14 protein-coding genes are annotated in these 13231 nt (G+C 45.3%); 10 read left to right on the forward strand and 4 right to left on the reverse strand.

All coding sequences use genetic code 11. The annotated features are described in order from the left end of the window. Positions 1 to 31: 31 nt before the first annotated feature. From folE2 to AC2UZJ_RS10895, 7 genes are all read left to right on the forward strand, one after another. Positions 32 to 847 (forward strand): GTP cyclohydrolase FolE2, encoded by an 816-nt coding sequence (gene folE2, locus AC2UZJ_RS10865; protein ID WP_486950176.1) that lies wholly within the window; start codon positions 32 to 34, stop codon positions 845 to 847. Positions 848 to 985: 138 nt separating this feature from the next. Continuing rightward, positions 986 to 1405, forward strand: coding sequence for a 30S ribosomal protein S6 (rpsF, locus tag AC2UZJ_RS10870; RefSeq protein WP_486950177.1), 420 nt, complete (start codon positions 986 to 988; stop codon positions 1403 to 1405). A gap of 13 nt (positions 1406 to 1418) precedes the next feature. Continuing rightward, entirely contained in the window at positions 1419 to 1739 is a 321-nt protein-coding gene (gene priB, locus AC2UZJ_RS10875) for a primosomal replication protein N (protein WP_486950178.1), read from the forward strand. 51 nt (positions 1740 to 1790) lie between these two features. Further along, a complete protein-coding gene (rpsR, locus tag AC2UZJ_RS10880) occupies positions 1791 to 2066 on the forward strand; it encodes a 30S ribosomal protein S18 (protein ID WP_486950179.1) in 276 nt (91 codons plus the stop codon). Between the two features lie 14 nt (positions 2067 to 2080). After that, positions 2081 to 2536 carry a 50S ribosomal protein L9 gene (gene rplI, locus AC2UZJ_RS10885; protein ID WP_486950180.1) on the forward strand — a complete coding sequence of 152 codons (456 nt, stop codon included), beginning with the start codon at positions 2081 to 2083 and terminating at the stop codon, positions 2534 to 2536. 107 nt (positions 2537 to 2643) lie between these two features. Then, a complete protein-coding gene (locus AC2UZJ_RS10890; protein ID WP_486950181.1) occupies positions 2644 to 4014 on the forward strand; it encodes a replicative DNA helicase in 1371 nt (456 codons plus the stop codon). 545 nt (positions 4015 to 4559) lie between these two features. Further along, complete coding sequence (locus AC2UZJ_RS10895) at positions 4560 to 5621, forward strand: methyl-accepting chemotaxis protein (RefSeq protein WP_486950182.1); 1062 nt, start codon at positions 4560 to 4562, stop codon at positions 5619 to 5621. On the opposite strand, the gene pdxA is transcribed toward AC2UZJ_RS10895, so the two are convergent. The 4 genes from pdxA to AC2UZJ_RS10915 are packed head-to-tail and all read right to left on the reverse strand — an operon-like array spanning position 5618 to position 9202. After that, positions 5618 to 6604 (reverse strand): 4-hydroxythreonine-4-phosphate dehydrogenase PdxA, encoded by a 987-nt coding sequence (gene pdxA, locus AC2UZJ_RS10900; RefSeq protein ID WP_486950183.1) that lies wholly within the window; start codon positions 6602 to 6604, stop codon positions 5618 to 5620. The genes AC2UZJ_RS10895 and pdxA overlap by 4 nt on opposite strands. Continuing rightward, the gene (locus AC2UZJ_RS10905; RefSeq protein WP_486950184.1) at positions 6601 to 8259 is read right to left on the reverse strand and encodes a PhoH family protein; all 1659 of its coding nucleotides are present in this window, start codon (positions 8257 to 8259) and stop codon (positions 6601 to 6603) included. The genes pdxA and AC2UZJ_RS10905 overlap by 4 nt, the downstream gene beginning before the upstream one ends. Positions 8260 to 8279: 20 nt before the next feature. Further along, positions 8280 to 8744 carry a peroxiredoxin gene (locus AC2UZJ_RS10910; protein WP_486950185.1) on the reverse strand — a complete coding sequence of 155 codons (465 nt, stop codon included), beginning with the start codon at positions 8742 to 8744 and terminating at the stop codon, positions 8280 to 8282. 23 nt (positions 8745 to 8767) lie between these two features. Continuing rightward, positions 8768 to 9202 carry an Mth938-like domain-containing protein gene (locus AC2UZJ_RS10915; protein WP_486950186.1) on the reverse strand — a complete coding sequence of 145 codons (435 nt, stop codon included), beginning with the start codon at positions 9200 to 9202 and terminating at the stop codon, positions 8768 to 8770. A gap of 114 nt (positions 9203 to 9316) precedes the next feature. On the opposite strand from AC2UZJ_RS10915, the gene alaC reads away from it, so the two are divergent. Genes alaC through thrC form a run of 3 tightly spaced genes read left to right on the forward strand, consistent with a single transcriptional unit; the run spans position 9317 to position 13223 of the window. Beyond that, on the forward strand, positions 9317 to 10504 hold the full coding sequence (alaC, locus tag AC2UZJ_RS10920) for an alanine transaminase (RefSeq protein WP_486950187.1): 1188 nt from the start codon (positions 9317 to 9319) through the stop codon (positions 10502 to 10504). Further along, a complete protein-coding gene (locus AC2UZJ_RS10925) occupies positions 10501 to 11811 on the forward strand; it encodes a homoserine dehydrogenase (RefSeq protein WP_486950188.1) in 1311 nt (436 codons plus the stop codon). The genes alaC and AC2UZJ_RS10925 overlap by 4 nt, the downstream gene beginning before the upstream one ends. Continuing rightward, a complete protein-coding gene (thrC, locus tag AC2UZJ_RS10930; protein ID WP_486950189.1) occupies positions 11811 to 13223 on the forward strand; it encodes a threonine synthase in 1413 nt (470 codons plus the stop codon). Before AC2UZJ_RS10925 ends, thrC begins: the two co-directional genes overlap by 1 nt. The last annotated feature ends 8 nt before the right edge of the window (positions 13224 to 13231 follow it).

The raw sequence follows: 13231 nt of genomic DNA on the forward strand, positions 1-13231 counted from the left end.
TATTGAACTTATTGTCTTTATTAAATTTATTATGTCCACCTTGACCGCTACACCTGTAGAAGCCATGCCTGATGTGCAAAGTGCTGTAGACACTCGTCAGATCCCTATACAAAAAGTAGGGGTGCGTGATGTTAGCTATCCACTACTAGTAGATAATGGCACCGAAGCGATGCCCACCGTGGCTGAATGGGAGCTCACCGTGGCCTTGCCGCCTGAAGAGAAAGGCACGCATATGTCGCGCTTTTTAGAGCTTTTAGAAAAATATCGCACTACGCCTATGGCCATGAGTGGGTTTTGTCAGATGACGGCTGAAATGTTGAGCTTACTCGATGCGACTGAAGGGGATGTCACCGCTTCCTTTCCTTACTTTATAAATAAAGTCGCTCCTGTATCCGAAGTCAGTAGTTTGTTGGATTATCAGGTAAGCTGGGCAGCAAATGCCGTTAAAACCACAACAGACGATGTGGATGTGCAATTTGAATTGACCGTGTTGGTACCGGTTACAAGCTTGTGCCCTTGTTCTAAAGCCATCTCTAAATATGGGGCTCATAATCAGCGCTCTCACATCACTGTATCCGTGGTGGGGCATCCTGAAGCTTTGGATATTAATACCTTGATTCAGACTATTGAAGCCCAGGCATCTTGCGAGCTTTGGGGTTTATTAAAGCGCACCGATGAAAAATACGTGACTGAACAGGCCTATGAAAATCCAAAGTTTGTGGAAGACTTAGTGCGTGATGTAGCGGTGGCAGTGCAAGCCATGGATGGTATAGAAGGTTATAGAATTGAAGCCGAGAATTTCGAATCAATACACAATCATTCGGCTTATGCGGTGGTAGAAGGCTAGTAAAAATTAGCCTAAGGGTTATTTTTCTTGCGCTTAAAACATAGATGACGCTATAATAGTAAGCTTATTCTTTGCTCGAACTATATTTATTAGTCGGGCTGTCAGGCTCATAAGAGCGATATCCACAAGGAGTTATACATGCGTCACTACGAAGTAGTGTTTATTGTACACCCTGATCAAAGCGAGCAAGTGCCCGCTATGATCGAGCGTTACGAAACCATTATCAAAAATGATGGCGGTCAAATTCACCGTCTAGAAGACTGGGGTCGTCGTCAGTTAGCTTACCCTATTCAAAAACTCGTTAAAGCCCATTACGTTTGCTTCAATATTGAAATTGGTCAGGCTACATTAGATGAGCTAGAGCATTCTTTCCGCTACAATGACGCTATCTTGCGTTACTTGATCGCTAAAACTAAAGATGCCCCTGAAGGCGCTTCGGTTATGATGAAGTCTGTAGAGCGCGAAGAAGGCCGTAAGCCGGCTGCAGAGGCACCACGTGCTGAGCGCAATGTCGAAGAAGAAGAAGTCGAAGAAGAAGACAACGAGTCTGAAGACTAATTGCACAAGGTCGGTGAACTATTTACGTATCCAAGGGCTAGTGCTTAGCACTCAACCCATACGCTATACTCCAGCAGGTATTCCTGTTATAGAGCTAGAACTACAGCATCAGTCTGTGGTTGAGCAGGCTGAAGTACAGCGTCAGCTCAGCTTTGATATAAATGCCGTTGCAATGGGTGATACCGCTTATGCTCTTAGTGCTGCTGCTATAGGCGATGCACTAGAGATAGAAGGCTTCATTGCTCCCTTACGTAAATCTTCCAGCCGTTTAGTTTTGCATATACAAACATTTAAAAACTATAACGTGTCTACTTCACCCGCAGCGCTTGTGTAAATGTAACTATACAAACGGGTATCCGTTTTACTGAATATAAAGAGGTTAATTATGGCTTTCGCTCGCAGAGGCAAAGAACGTCGCCGTCGTTTTGGTCAACAAAACCCCCTATTTAAGCGCCGTAAATTCTGTCGCTTTACCGTGGCCGGCACTAAAGAAATTGATTATAAAGATCTAGATACTTTACGCGATTTCATCCAAGAAAACGGCAAGATTATTCCTGCTCGTTTAACAGGTACTAAGGCTAATTATCAGCGCCAACTTGACACCGCTATCAAGCGTGCACGTTTCTTGGCTTTGTTGCCTTACACTGATAATCACAAATAATCTGGGGAGTAATCATGCAAGTTATTTTGCTCGAAAAAATTGGTAACCTAGGTGATTTGGGTGATGTGGTTAATGTGCGTAATGGTTATGCGCGTAACTTTTTAATCCCCAATAAAATGGCTCGCCGTGCAACACCTGCGGCAATTGCTGAATTTGAAACACGCCGTGCTGAGTTAGAAAAAGCTCAAGCCGAACGCTTAGCTGCAGCTGAAGCAGTAGCTGCTAAAATGGCAGATCTGCGTGTTGAAATCGGCCAAAAAGCTGGCGTTGATGGTCGCTTATTTGGTTCGGTTACCACTATGGATATTGCAGCAGCGTTAGTTGAAAAAGGCTTTGCTGATGTAGTGAAATCACAGGTACGTTTACCTGAAGGTCCATTTAAAGCAGTAGGTGAGTTTCCTGTAGAAATTAATTTACATCCTGATGTAACTGCAGAAATCACTGTAGCCGTAATAGGTGAACTCGTTTAATTAAAGCATTACGAAATGAGTTAATTAAGCATGGTACAGTTTAATTTGTACCAAACAAAAAAGCCGGTGCATGCCGGCTTTTTTTATTCTTATCTTGAGGTGTTAATGTGGAAAACAGTGTGACTGCGGATAAAGGATTAGATTATTTGCGTGTGCCACCGCATTCAACAGAGGCGGAGCAGTCGGTGTTAGGCGGCTTGCTATTAGATAACAGCGCTTGGGACCGCATTGCTGACATCATTAAAGATGATGACTTTTATCGTTTTGATCATCGCATTATTTGGCAGCATATTACTCGTCTTATAGGATTAGCACGTCCAGCTGATGTGGTTACGGTCTATGAGTCTTTAACCACTGCTGGTAAAGCCGAAGATGCAGGTGGTTTAGCGTATTTAAACGCCTTGGCACACAACACGCCCTCTGCCGCTAATATCCAACGTTATGCTGAAATAGTACGCGAGCGTTCTATGTTGCGTAAGTTGGTGACGGTAGCTGATGACATCACATCCGCGGCATTTAACCCTCAAGGTAAAGAAGCCAGACAGATTTTAGATGAGGCAGAAGCCAGCGTATTTAAAATTGCCCAAGAGGGCGCGCGAGGTAATCAAGGCTTTCAAGAAGTACAGCCTTTGTTGGCGCAAGTGGTAGAGCGTATTGATGAGCTTTATCATCGTGAAGGGGATTCCGAGGTTACCGGGGTGCCTACGGGTTTTGTGGATTTAGACCGCATGACGTCGGGTTTTCAGCCAGGTGATTTGATCATTGTCGCAGGGCGCCCTTCTATGGGGAAAACCTCTTTGGCAATGAACATCGGTGAGCATGTGGCCATTGAGCAAGGCTTACCGGTGGCAGTGTTTTCCATGGAAATGGGGGCCGTACAGTTAGCCATGCGTATGGTGGGTTCAGTAGGCATGCTAGATCAACATCGCATGCGTACGGGCAAATTAACCGATGAAGATTGGCCGCGTCTCACGCACGCGGTACAAAAGGTACAAGAAGCGCAGATTTATATTGATGAAAGCCCTGGCCTTACTGCTATGGAGGTGCGTGCGCGCGCGCGTCGTTTATCAAGACAGTGCGGGCAGCTGGGTTTAATTATTATTGATTATTTACAACTGATGTCAGGCAGTTCGGGGTCTGAAAACCGTGCCACGGAAATTTCTGAAATTAGCCGTGCCCTCAAAGGTTTAGCGCGTGAGTTGAACTGCCCCTTAGTGGCGCTGTCACAATTAAATCGCAGCCTAGAGCAGCGCCCAAATAAGCGTCCTATTATGTCTGATCTGCGTGAGTCGGGCGCTATTGAGCAAGATGCGGACTTAATTCTTTTTATTTACCGCGATGAAGTCTATAACCCCGATTCCCCTGATAAAGGTACTGCGGAATTCATTATTGGTAAGCAACGTAACGGGCCTATAGGAACGGTGCGTGTGGCGTTCCAAGGTTCCAGTACACGATTCTTGAACTACAGTCCGGTTTAATTTTTATAGTTTTAGATAAAAAAAACACTGCAACTTAATATTTGTTAAGATACCTACTTTTGTGTAACAGTCGGTTTCTTTGACTTGTTACTATTTCATAATTGCTCTTAGAGGTAGGTATGCAATTTTTTATTAATATGCGTGTGGGAACCAAGTTAATTGCTGGATTTTTGCTTGTAGCTGTGTTGGGAGCCTTAGTAGGCGGTGTAGGAGTGTAATGCTTTAAGTCAAGCTAATAAAAATGCTGATAATATGTATAGGTATGAAACTTTAATACAGACCAAGGTAGGACCTATCTTGATAATGTTAGACGTATAGCACAAGACTATAAGCGCAGCATAAATGCGATTACTGCCCGCATCAATGAACAGCCTTATTTTGTACCCACGCCTTTGTTGATGCAAATTCGTACCACAGCGGTGCCTTTAGCCACTGAGCTGGATAAGGAAATAGCACAAGCTATTCAGCTTAAAGTCGATTTTGCACAAAATTACAACTAAGAAATTGCTACTAATTTTATCGATACCCGCAATGGATTAATCGTTATGGTGACCGGAGGGACTTTATTAGCCATTTTGTTAGGTTGGTTTTTAACGCGCGGTCTAATTCGTCAGCTTGGCGGTGAACCAGCCGAGGTTTCTAGGGTTGCGGATGCAATCGCTCATGGAAGCTTACATACTTATATTGATCTTTCTAGGGCTGAACCAGGCAGTATCATGCACTCTATGAATGACATGCAAAATGCCTTACGCCAAACGGTACTAGAAGTACGTAATAGTAGCGATAGTATTGCAACGGGTAGTTCACAAATTTCTGCCGGTAATATGGATTTGTCGCAGCGTACTGAAGAGCAAGCCGCAAACGTCACGGAAACGGCATCAGCCATGGAAGAAATCACTAGCACCCTACGCAGTAATGCGGATTCGGCTAAAGAAGCCACGCAGCTGGCGGCAGTGGTTCGCAGCTCAGCCGTAGCGGGTCAAAATGCGGCCAAAGATGTGGAAGCTAGCATGGAAGATATGAAAAATGCCTCTGAACAAATTGTAAATATCATTAATGTGATAGATAGCATTGCCTTCCAAACAAATATTTTGGCACTCAATGCCGCAGTAGAGTCAGCGCGCGCAGGTGAGGCGGGCCGTGGTTTTGCCGTGGTGGCCAGTGAAGTACGCACGTTGGCTCAGCGCAGTGCCTCGGCCGCACAAGACATTAAAAGCTTGATTGAAGATAGTGTGAGCAAAGTGTCAGAAGGCAATGAGAAGGTGCGGTTAGCGGGTTCCACTATTCAATCTATGGTGGAGCAAGTCAACCAAGTGGCAACCCTTATTGATGAAATTAGCGCGGCTACCTTAGAGCAAAGCATGGGTGTAGAGCAGGTGAACCAAGCCATTGGTCAGCTAGAGGAAGTAACACAGCAAAACTCCGCATTAGTGCAGCAGTCTGCTGTAGCTTCTGCCACCCTAAACGATCAAGCTTTTCGCTTAGTAGACGTGATGCGCATTTTTGATTTGGGTGATGCCATTGAAATGCAACCCAGAGAGCGTAATGACCGCGCTACACCGCCACAACAGCTTTCCGCTAAACATCATTTGTTAGGTGGTGCTTAATTGTTCACGTCTTGCGTCATTTCCAAAGCCGTATCAAAGGCCACACGTAGAGAGGTGTGGTCTGCTATGCCTTTACCTGCAATATCAAAAGCCGTGCCATGATCTACGCTAGTGCGAATAAAGGGTAAACCCACCGTTGTATTTACGCCTTGTTCTACGCCTAAATATTTAACCGGTATAAGCCCTTGATCATGGTATTGCGCCACTACAATATCAAATTCCCCCTTGCGAGCGCGCATAAAAACTGTGTCTCCAGGCCATGGGCCGCTAGCATTAATCCCCTCTTGCTGCGCTGCAGTAATGGCGGGCTCTATAAACAACGCTTCTTCATTGCCAAAACGGCCATTTTCTCCTGCATGAGGGTTTAAGCCTGCCACGGCTACCCGAGGTGTAGTAATGCCAGCATGTAAACACGCTTGATGCGCTAAACGAATCGTACGTAACTCTTTATCTATGGTGAGCAGAGAGCTCACAGCCGTAATGGGCACATGAATAGTGACGAGAATAACGCGCAGCTCAGGGTTGCTGAGCATCATGGCAAAATCGGTGGTACCGGTGCGCTCGGCTAGGATCTCCGTGTGCCCCGGGGCATCGATGCCCCCCACTAACATGGCATCTTTATGCAAAGGAGCCGTGGTAATAGCACGAATTTTTTGTGCTAGTGCATCATCAATCGCGTGGCATAAATATTCATAAGCGCCACGTCCTGCATTAGCATTAATTTTACCATAGAGCAGATCAGTGGGGAGGGCTTGCCAACGATTTAGCACACCTATGCCATTTTCAGGCCAGTTAGCTGGCTGATCAATGGCTACTATAGGTAGGTCTACCCCCAGCTCTTTTGCGCTGCGCTGCAACACGCCTACGTCTCCATAGACCACCGCAGGGTGTGGCAATTCGGCGGCAAACAACTTAAGAATAATTTCTGGGCCAATGCCAGCCGCATCGCCCATGGTTATGCCTATAGGTTTTACTCGCATCATAGCGCCTCATTAGCGTAATCGGCTAAACGTGAACGTTCGCCGCGCTGTAAGGTGATATGACCAGCGTGAGGCCAGCCTTTAAAGCGATCCACCACATATGTTAGACCTGAGCTGCCTTCCGTTAAATAAGGCGTATCAATCTGCGAAATATTACCCATACAAACTATTTTAGTGCCCGGACCAGCCCGAGTGACTAAGGTTTTCATTTGCTTTGGAGTTAGGTTTTGCGCTTCGTCAATAATCACAAATTTATTTTGAAAGGTACGTCCACGCATGAAACTCATCGATTTCACTTTAATATGTGAACGTATGGTTTCCATGGTTGCACTACGGTTTGGATCTTGAGTCAGAGCAGATTTTTTATTACTTCCTAAATGCAATACTTCGAGGTTATCTTCTAAGGCGCCCATCCAAGGTGCCATTTTCTCCTCTTCTGTACCAGGTAAAAAGCCGATTTCATCTCCTACAGGTACGGTAGCGCGAGTGATGATAATTTCATTATAAAGCTGGGTTTCTAAGGTTTGAGTCAAAGCGCTGGCTAAGGCCAGTAAGGTTTTACCGGTACCGGCTTGACCTAGTAAAGATACAAAATCACAGTCTGGATTCATCAGTAAATTAAGAGCGAAATTTTGCTCCTGATTACGTGCAGTGATGCCCCAGACGTTATTTTTCTTGTGACCGTAATCACGGATAACAGTAATTACAGCCGTATTTTTAGAGACTTGCTTAACTTGAGCACTTAACGCGGGCTCTTCATTTGTATAAACAAACTCATTTACACTTAATTCTGTACAAAGCGGACCTTGGATTTTATAAAAAGTGCTGCCGCCCTCTTGCCAAGAATCGGTTTTTTTGGTGTAAGTTTGCCAGAAATCATGCGGTAACTCACGAGCCCCTTCATACAGAAGGTCTGAGTCACTCAATACATGATCATGACGGTAGTCTTCAGTATGTATACCGAGGGCGCGGGCTTTAAGGCGCATATTGATGTCTTTAGACACCATCACCACTTTTTCTTTGCCATGCTGAGCTTGTAAAGCATGTACCACATGCAAAATAGCGTTATCGGCAATGCCTAGAGGTAAGTCAATAGGTAGCTTGGCATCTAAGGCGGTAGTTTGAAAGTGCAGCTTACCGCGTGCCTCCGTATGTCCGGCACCATTTAAGGCAATAGGATGAGTGATATCTTGTTCGCCCACAAGAGCTTCTAAATGACGGCTAATTTGACGTGCATTGCGCGCCACTTCAGATAAGCCTTTTTTCTGATGGTCTAGCTCTTCCAATACCATCATAGGGATAAACACATCGTGCTCTTCAAACTTAAAAATGCTGTTTGAGTCATGTAAGAGCACGTTGGTGTCTAGCACAAAAAGTTTGAGTGACTCTTGAGTCGTGTTTTTTTGTTTAACGGGTTGTGATTCCGTGGTTTTTGTTGTTTTTTTAGTGGATTGGGGTGCTTGAGCTGATTTTTTTTCTGTTGTTGCCTTTTTTGTTGCTTGTTTTGCTACGACTTTTTTAGGGGGGGCAGCGTGGCTTGTTACCTCATTAGAAGTAGGGGTAACAACCTTTGAGGGGGGGGTGGCTTTAGGCGCATTTTTGATTTCATCAGCGCTTAAAAGCGTGCCCATTCTAGAGGGCTGCGTGGGTAAGGGCATGTAAATTGCTCCGCAAAAAATTAAAGGGCGCGTGCGGCTTCAAGTACTTGATCCACATGACCAGGTACGCGCAGGCCGCGCCATTCTTGTACTAATACACCATCAGCATTCACAAGAAAGCTACTGCGCTCAATACCGCGCACTTGTTTGCCATACATGTTTTTTAGTTTCATTACACCAAATAGCTCACAGAGGCTTTCATCTGGGTCAGAAATTAACGCAAAGGGCAAAGCCTGTTTCTCAGTAAAACGTTCATGTGAACTCATGGTGTCTCTGGAGACACCAATAATACGTACACCAAGAGTTTCAAATTCAGCGATTACGTCTCTGAAGTTTTGTGCTTGGGTAGTGCAACCGGGTGTGTTGTCACGAGGATAAAAATAAAGCACATAGGGCTTTCCTGCTAAAGACTTGGTGGAAATTTCTCCCTGAGTGCTTAACGCAGTAAAAGCGGGTAGAGCTTGATCAATAGCAACGGTGGACATGTGTTTCCTATCTAGTTAAGAGGTTACAGTAATAGAGCTGCCACCACACGGCGGCCTTCGGACATTAGTATATTGTAAGTGCGCGCTGCAGCTTGGCTATCCATTACCTCTACGCCAATGCCCAAACTAAGTAGATCGCTAATTACGGCCATAGGTAGGAAGATTTGTTTGGCACCGGTACCTATTAATACTACCTCTATTTGCTCTGGATTTTCTAAAGAATGGCTTTGACCATTTAAAAAAGCCATGGGGTCTTTTGCTGCAGCGCGCACACCCGTGAGCTTTTGTAGGGTCTCTGTAGTAAAATCGATGGGGTTTTGTATTTCCAAGGCGTGAATTTCGCCTTCGGGCTTAAAATAGACTGAATGCGTATGACGTGTTTTATTGATTTCAATATAATCATCACCATAAGCGGTCACAGTGTTGAGTGCGGGGTTGGTTTCTTTTTGCAGTAGCACAATTAATCTCCACAATATATATACTAATCATAACGCAATGCTTAGACTTGTCGTTTAGTCGATTTTTTTAATATTTTTTTCCCTTTATTTATTTTTGCACATCTAAGGAATCCCATGAGTAGCTTTCCTCGCATAGATCGTTTGCCCCCTTACGTATTTAATATTACGGGTGAACTTAAAATGGCGGCGCGTCGTCGCGGCGAAGATATTATTGATATGTCGATGGGTAATCCTGATGGCGCCACACCACAACACATTGTAGACAAACTGGTCGAAGCCTCAAGTCGCCCAGACACACATGGTTATTCCGTGTCTCGTGGTATTCCACGTCTACGTCAAGCTATTGTTGACTGGTACGACCGCCGTTATCAGGTCAAGTTAGACCCAGACACTGAAGCCATTGTAACCATAGGCTCTAAAGAAGGCCTCGCTCATTTAATGCTGGCCACTTTAGATAATGGGGATACGGTTTTAGTACCAAACCCCAGTTATCCTATTCATATTTATGGTGCTGTGATTGCTGGTGCTAATATCCGCTCAGTGCCTATGGTGCCAGGAGTGGACTTTTTTGAGGAAGTGGAACGGGCGGTACGCGAGGCTATTCCTAAGCCAAAAATGATGATTTTAGGCTTTCCAAGTAATCCTACCGCCCAATGTGTTGACTTAGAATTTTTTGAACGCATCGTCGCTTTAGCGCGTGAACATAATATTCTAGTGGTACATGATTTAGCCTATGCCGATATTACCTTTGATGGTTATGTAGCTCCTTCTATATTACAGGTGGAAGGGGCGCGTGATGTGGCCGTTGAGTTTTTCACCATGAGTAAAAGTTACAACATGGCAGGTTGGCGCATTGGCTATATGGTGGGTAATGAAAAACTCGTCCATGCTTTAGCGCGTATTAAAAGCTACCATGATTACGGCACATTTACACCTATACAGGTAGCCGCCATTGCTGCCCTAGAGGGGCCGCAAGATTGTGTGGCTGAAATTACTGAAAGTTATAAGCGTAGACGTGATGTATTAGCCAAAGGGCTGCATGAGATTGGTTGGATGGTAGATATCCCCAAAGCTTCTATGTATATTTGGGCGAAGATTCCAGATTTTTATGCTAAAGAAGGCTCATTAGAGTTTTCTAAGCGTTTGCTAAAAGAAGCTAAGGTTGCTGTATCGCCGGGTATTGGTTTTGGTGAGTACGGTGATGATTACGTGCGCTTTGCGCTAATTGAAAACGAGCAGCGTACACGCCAAGCGGTACGTGGCATTAGAGAAATGTTCCGAAAGGACGGGTTGTTGAAATGAAGCCAATTAGAGTCGGGTTATTAGGTTTAGGTGTAGTGGGTGGTGGTACTTGGAAAGTGCTCACTCAAAATGCGGATGAAATCACTCGTAGAGCGGGCAGAGACATAGAGGTGGTGGCAGTGGCCGCCCGCGATATGGAAAAAGCACAGGCCTTATTAGGCGATGATGCGGCCAAGGTATTTCTCACTACCGATGCGATGGAAGTGGTGCGCAGCCCAGATGTAGACGTAGTGGTAGAGCTAGTTGGTGGGGAAACCTTAGCCAAAGACTGGATTATGGAAGCCATTGTCGAAGGCAAGCACGTGGTAACCGCAAACAAAGCTTTATTAGCGATGCATGGCAATGCGATTTTTGAGGCCGCACAACAGCAAGGCGTTATGGTGGCTTATGAGGCCGCTGTAGCCGGTGGTATTCCTATTATTAAAGCCATGCGTGAAGGCTTAAGTGCTAATCGTATTGAGTGGGTAGCAGGTATTATTAATGGCACCACAAACTTCATCCTGTCCGAAATGCGTAGCCGTGGTTTGTCTTTTGCCGAGGCTTTAACTGAAGCCCAAGAACTGGGTTTTGCTGAGGCTGATCCTACCTTTGATATTGAAGGCGTAGATGCAGCCCATAAGTTGAGCCTGTTGGCTTCACTGGCCTTTGGTATTCCCGTGCAGTTTAGTCAAGCGCACATAGAAGGCATTACTTCACTGGCTGCAGATGATATTGCACACGCTGAACGTTTGGGCTATAGCATTAAGCTGTTAGGTATTACCCGCGCACGTGAAAACGGCATTGAGCTGCGCGTGCATCCTACTTTAGTACCCTCGGTGAGTATGCTTGCGAATGTGCAAGGAGCTATGAATGCCGTCATGGTACAAGGCGATGCCGTAGGTCCTACCGTTTATTACGGCGCGGGTGCCGGTGAATTAGCCACCGCTTCAGCTGTAGTGGCTGATTTGGTTGACGTAACACGAGTTATAGATGCCGATCATGCCAGTCGCGTGCCTTATTTAGCCTTCCAACAAGATGCCTTAGCAGATACACCCATATTGCCCATGTCTGAGGTGCAGTCTTCGTATTATTTACGTTTGCGCGTAGAAGATCGCCCCGGGGCGTTAGCTGATATATCACGTTTATTAGCTGAAACTAATATCTCCATCAGCTCTATGTTTCAAGAGCCTGCTGTGAATAGTGAAACAGATATTATTTTCTTATCCCACCAAGCACGGGAAGGCGATATTGATAGCGCTATGTTAAAAATACAAAACTTAGATTTTGTGCGTTCCCCCGTAACACGCTTACGCGTAGAGAGTTTGTAATGAATTATATTTCTACCCGTGGTGGCATGTCGCCCCAACCGTTTAGCGATATTTTATTGGAAGGCCTAGCTACTGATGGTGGTTTAGCTGTGCCTGAGATGTATCCCTTAATCTCAGAAGCTACCTTAAAGGCCTGGCGTAGTTTGTCTTATGATGAATTAGCTTTTGAGATATTATCGTTATTTATCACCGATATTCCTGCAGACGATTTACGGGCGTTAACGAAAGCCGCTTATGACCCGGAGTTATTCGTAGGCGATACCATGGTACCGGTTAAACCCTTACAAGACGATATGAGTTTGTTAGGTTTATCACAAGGCCCAACCTTAGCTTTTAAAGACATGGCCATGCAGTTTTTAGGGCAAGTCTTTGAGTACGTTCTAGAAAAACGTGATGCTTATATCAATATCTTAGGGGCTACGTCTGGCGATACCGGCTCAGCGGCAGAATATGCCTTGCGTGGCAAAAGCCGTGTCAATGTGTTTATGCTGTCACCACATGGCCGCATGAGTGCTTTTCAGCGGGCTCAAATGTACTCTTTACAAGATGAAAACATTCATAATTTATCCGTCAAAGGGGTATTTGATGACTGCCAAGATATTGTAAAGCAGTTGGCTGGCGATTTAGACTTTAAGCAATCCATGCACTTAGGCGCAGTAAACTCCATCAACTGGGCTCGTATTGCCGCTCAAGTGGTGTATTACTTCTGGGGTTGGTTACGTGTTACCAGCAGTGCAGAGCAAAAGGTGTCATTTGCTGTGCCATCTGGTAATTTTGGTAATATTTTAGCAGGGCATATTGCCCGCCAAATGGGTTTACCTATTGCGCGCTTAGTGCTGGCCACTAATGAAAACAACGTCTTAGAAGAGTTTTTCCGCACGGGTATTTATAGACCACGTAGTTCAGAAAATACCTACGCCACTTCTAGTCCTTCTATGGATATTTCTAAAGCCTCTAATTTTGAGCGTTTTGTGTTTGATTTGGTCGGGCGTGATGCAGAAAAACTCAGCGCACTTTGGCAGCAGTTAACCACTCAAGGTTATTTTGATCTTAGCCACATGCTCCCTGTGTTCGAAAGTGAGTATGGTTTTGTAGCAGGGCAGAGTGCACACGCTAATCGCGTACAGACTATCGCTAAAACCTATGAAGAAACCGGTGTGCTCATCGATCCTCACACAGCAGATGGGGTGAAAGTGGCGCAGGGCTTTGTGCAATCAGGCATTCCTATGCTGGTATTAGAAACCGCCTTGCCTGCCAAGTTCTCTGAAACGATTGAGGAGGCTATTGGACAGTCGGCTCCGGTACCAGAGCACTTGCAGCATTTAAGCGATTTACCCCAGCGCGTAGTGGAAATGGATGCTGACGTGGCACAGGTACGTGCCTATGTAGAAAAGCACGCGCAGCATGCTTAATAAGCGGA

The organism is Paenalcaligenes sp. DL 309, assembly GCF_057475285.1.